A 3,183-nucleotide genomic window follows, 5' to 3' on the forward strand; every position below is an offset into this window, starting at 1 on the left:
GTGGGGACCGCTGCGGGCCGGGGTGGGTACCAGCGCCAACCAGATCATCGTCGGGCGGGCGGTGATGGGCCTCGGCGGCGCGTTCGTCATGCCCTCGACCCTGTCGATCCTGACCAACGTCTTCCCCCCGCACGAGCGGGCCCGCGCGATCGGCGTGTGGGCCGGGGTGGCGGGCGCGGCGGGAGCCATCGGGCCCATCGTCAGCGGCTTCCTGCTGGAGCACTTCTGGTGGGGCTCGATCTTCTTCGTGAACCTGCCGGTGGTGGCCATCGCGCTGCTGGGGGGCTACGTGCTCGTGCCGACCTCCCGGGATCCGGAGCACGCCCGGCTCGACCTGCCGGGAGCGGCGCTGTCGATCGGCGCGGTCGGCACGCTCGTGTACGGCATCATCGAGGCTCCACAGCACGGTTGGCTGGCTCCGGTCACGCTGGCCACGTTCGCGGGGGCGATCCTGTTCGGGGTGGCGTTCGCGCTGCGGGAACTGCGGACCGAGGCGCCGATGCTCGACCTGCGCTACTTCAGGCGGCGAGGGTTCTCGGGCGGCTCGATCGCCATCTCGATGATGTTCTTCGGGATGTTCGGCATGTTCTTCCTGGTGACGCAGTACTTCCAGCTGGTGAAGGGCTGGAGCGCGCTGAGCACCGGGTTCCGCACCTTGCCGTTCGCGATCACGATGATGGTTGCCGCCCCGTCGAGCGCGCAGCTGGCGGCCCGCTTCGGCACCAAGCGGGTGGTGGCCAGCGGGGTGGCCGTCGCCGGCCTCGGGCTGCTCACCCTCTCCCGAGCCGGAGTGGGAACGAGCTACGGCTACCTCGCGGTGGCGCTCGTGATCCTGGCCGCCGGCATGGGGCTCACGATGGCGCCGTCGACCGCGGCGATCATGTCCTCGCTGCCGCTGGCCAAGGCAGGGGTCGGCTCGGCCATGAACGACACCAACCGCGAGCTCGGCGGGGCGGTGGGCGTCGCGGTGCTGGGCAGCATCCTGGCGTCGACCTACGACCGCTCGCTCGACACCGTGCTCGCCGGTGTCCCGCCGGAGGCGGCCTCGGTGGCGCGCAGCTCACTCGGGGGCGCGCTCGAGGTCGCGCAGCGGCTCGGGTTGCCCGAGCTGGCCACCGCGGCCCGCAGCTCCTTCACCGACGCCATGGGCCTCGCGCTCACCGTGGGCGCGGTGGTCGCCCTGTCGGCCTCGGTCATCGTGGCCATCGTCCTCCCGCAACACATCGGGACCTCGGAGGAGCAGGAGCGCTACGGCGGTCACGAAGTCGAGGACTGACCGGGACGGCTCCCCCGGCCCCGTCAGAGGATGGTGGCTCCCCCGTCCACCGTGGCTCCCGAGAGGCACGGAAGGCATTCCCGATAATGGCTACATTCACGCGACGTGGGAGCTCCATCGGGGCCAGGCGAGGAGGTCATCAGGATGCGCAAGTTCGTCGTGGGTGTGGCCACGGTCGTCGCCGCATTGGCGGCCATGATCGCCCCGGCGAGTGCCCAGGGCTTCACCCTCTCGGGAAGCGTCACCTGCACGAACGGTACCTACACGGTCACCTGGACGATGACGAACCTCATGGTGAACCTGCCAGGCACCATCGCCTCGGTCGCGCTCAGTGGCACGGCATCGGGATCGGCGACCTTCCAACCCTTCGAACCCCCAGCACTGCCAGCGAACGGCACCTCGACGGCCACCACGACCCTGCCTGGCACCACCTCCGGCACGCTCACCCTCGAGGCCACCATCGTCTACCTGGATATCCAGCTCCAGTTGACCGAAACCGCCTCGGTCCAGCTGGACGGCAGCTGCACCACCACCACCACGTCGACGCCCTCGACGCTGGCTCCGACCACGACCGCTGCACCAACAAGCCAGCCGACCGCGGCCAGGGCAACTCCTCGCTTCACCGGCTGAGCCGGGCACCCGCGCCGCGACCTGGCTCAGCGTCGACGCAGGCTCGTACCACAACCTGCTCCTGCGCGCCCTGAACCAACACCTGCTTGATTCGCCGAGGCCTCCTGGCCATGCCGGCACCGGCCCCGTTCCGGCCGATCCATCGCGACCTCGGCCTCACGATCGCGGTCTCGAACGCCGCCGAAGCGCTCGAGCTGTTCGATGACCCCGAGACCCGCTGATCCTGGTCGACGCGAACATCTTCGTCACTCGGCGGCTCTCTGCCTCGAGCGCGGGCTCACGGCGGTGAGTGCCGGCAGCGACTGCGCCAGGTTCAGCGGCCTCAGCTGGATCAACCTGATCGCCTGAGAACCTCCCAGCTCGTCTCGTCCCGGCGCTTCCCACGGTCACGGCTGTCCCGTACCTGATCAGGTGAAGCGGTGCGCTCGGTGCGCCGCTCGGAATAAGGCAGCCGTGACCCAGAGGAGGTGCGCGCACGATGGAGCCGGGCTGGGAGCAAGGTGGAAGCGACGAGTTGTCACCGATCGCGGGGTTGCTGGCCGGGATCCTCGCCATCGCGGTGGTGATCCTGTCGGGCTGGATGACGATCGTTGCCTTCGTCGGGGGCACCATGCCCATTCTCGGATGGGAGATGGACGGCGGTGTCGGCACTGGCCTGCTCTGGTTGCTGTTCGTCGACCCGATCGTGATCACCGTCATGATCTGGCTCGGCATGGCGGTCACGCTGGTGGTGGATCGACTGGCGAAGCAGGCGAGCGGCTCCGGTGGCTCGGGTCCGCATCGCGGCGAGGGCTCCGACCGATGGTGAGGTCGCGTCACGGTCACGACGTACGACTGGTCATGCGACTGCTCCTGATCATCCGCACCGTCGGCCTCGGCGCCATCGCGATCGCGGCGTTCCTGGTGGCCGTGGCGCTGCGTCCCCCGGAGCCCGACGCGCCGGTGTCGAACGCGTCCGCCATCAAGAAGGCGCTCGACGAGGCCGACCTCAATGAGCTGACCGCGGATTCCGCCCCGAAGCAGCAGGTGGTCAACGGGTGGGTGGCTCGGGACCTGCTGGTCATCAACGCCCGGCAGAACGACACCCTCCTCGAGCTCGCCGCTCGAGAGCCGGACCAGCGCCCCGCGTGGCTCCTGGCGCTCGCGGTGCTGGCCGTCTGCTGGTGGGGTGCCCTGACGTGGCCCGCGTCCGCCTTCGCCACGGCAACCGACAGCGCAGCTTCGGTGACCGATGATGCGAGTACCGGACCCGCCACGATGCTGCTCCCGCCGCCACC

The 3,183-nt window shown here is 69.8% G+C and carries 4 protein-coding genes; all 4 read left to right on the forward strand.

The annotated features are described in order from the left end of the window. On the forward strand, positions 1-1,276 hold a 1,276-nt coding region (locus tag V7004_RS15500), incomplete at its 5' end, for an MFS transporter (RefSeq protein WP_334145131.1). Between the two features lie 144 nt (positions 1,277-1,420). Beyond that, positions 1,421-1,906 (forward strand): hypothetical protein, encoded by a 486-nt coding sequence (locus tag V7004_RS15505; protein ID WP_334145132.1) that lies wholly within the window; start codon positions 1,421-1,423, stop codon positions 1,904-1,906. A 478-nt stretch (positions 1,907-2,384) separates the two neighbouring features. Next, positions 2,385-2,714 (forward strand): hypothetical protein, encoded by a 330-nt coding sequence (locus V7004_RS15510; RefSeq protein ID WP_334145134.1) that lies wholly within the window; start codon positions 2,385-2,387, stop codon positions 2,712-2,714. Between the two features lie 32 nt (positions 2,715-2,746). After that, positions 2,747-3,183 (forward strand): hypothetical protein (locus V7004_RS15515; protein ID WP_334145136.1); only part of this gene is annotated, 437 nt, incomplete at its 3' end.

Source organism: Rhabdothermincola sp. (assembly GCF_036846205.1).
Classification (GTDB): Bacteria; Actinomycetota; Acidimicrobiia; order Acidimicrobiales; family Acidimicrobilacustridaceae; genus Rhabdothermincola.